At 59.6% G+C, this 1,025-nt stretch carries 1 protein-coding gene; it reads left to right on the top strand.

Going from position 1 to position 1,025, the window contains the following annotated elements:
- The first annotated feature begins 127 nt into the window (after positions 1 to 127).
- Positions 128 to 934 carry an IS5 family transposase gene (locus tag BMY06_RS38020; RefSeq protein ID WP_074987920.1) on the top strand — a complete coding sequence of 269 codons (807 nt, stop codon included), beginning with the start codon at positions 128 to 130 and terminating at the stop codon, positions 932 to 934.
- Positions 935 to 1,025 lie beyond the last annotated feature (91 nt).

Raw genomic sequence — 1,025 nt, forward strand, 5'->3', positions numbered from 1 at the left:
CCTTCTCACACGCACCAGCGCGGCATTGCAGTATGTATCAACAGCGAACCTCGATTGCGCTTGTGCTCAACGGGGAAGCCCTTGTAGCGTGTTAGACACTTGCGGCCAGACCTGGTATCCTGGCCAGATGGCAAAACGCAGACCCTACCCGACAGATGTGTCGAATGATGAATGGAGCTTTGCGGCTCCCTATCTGACTCTGATGAACACAGACGCACCGCATCGCAGATACGAACTGCGCGAGATGTTCAATGCGCTGCGCTGGATCGTTCGCGCGGGTGCGCCGTGGCGTTTGTTGCCCAATGACTTTCCACCGTGGGAACTGGTCTATCAGCAAACACAACGCTGGATTCAGGCGGGCTGTTTCGAGGCCATGGTCAACGATCTGCGTTCGATCATCCGGGTCGCGCAGGAGCGCCGTGGTCAACCCAGCGCGGTCATTCTCGACGGGCGTACCCTGCAGTCGACCTGCGAGAGTGGGTCTCGTGCCGGCTACGACGGATACAAACGCAAACGCGGCAGCAAGGTCCATATGGCGGTCGATACCTTGGGGCAGTTGCTTGCCGTGCATGTGACGCCCGCCAACGAACAGGAGCGCGCGCAAGTCGGAGAACTGGCGCGCCAGGTTCAGCGGGCCACGGGCCAGACTGTCATGGTGGCGTTTGCCGATCAGGGATACACCGGCGAAGAGCCTGCACAGGCCGCACTCGACGAAGGTATCGAGCTTCAGGTCATCAAGCTGCCGGAGGCAAAAAAGGGCTTCGTCCTGTTGCCGCGCCGCTGGGTGGTCGAACGCAGCTTCGGCTGGCTCAACCGCTTCCGCCGACTGGCCAGAGACTACGAGCGATTGCCCGAAACCTTGGCTGGCTTGCACTTCGTCGTCTTCTCCGTGCTCATGCTCGTTCACTTTGCAGCCCTTAACAAAAGTGCCTAACACGCTACAAGGGCTTCCCCGTTGAGCACAAGCGCAATCGAGGTTCGCTGTTGATACATACTGCAATGCCGCGCTGGTGCGTGTGAGAAGG

Origin of the sequence: Paraburkholderia tropica (genome assembly GCF_900109265.1) — a bacterium.
Lineage (GTDB): Bacteria > Pseudomonadota > Gammaproteobacteria > Burkholderiales > Burkholderiaceae > Paraburkholderia > Paraburkholderia tropica.

Excerpts from the sequence above, each read along its gene's own strand:
- BMY06_RS38020 (WP_074987920.1), top strand. The coding sequence starts at position 128 with ATGGCAAAACGCAGACCCTACCCGACAGATGTGTCGAATGATGAATGG.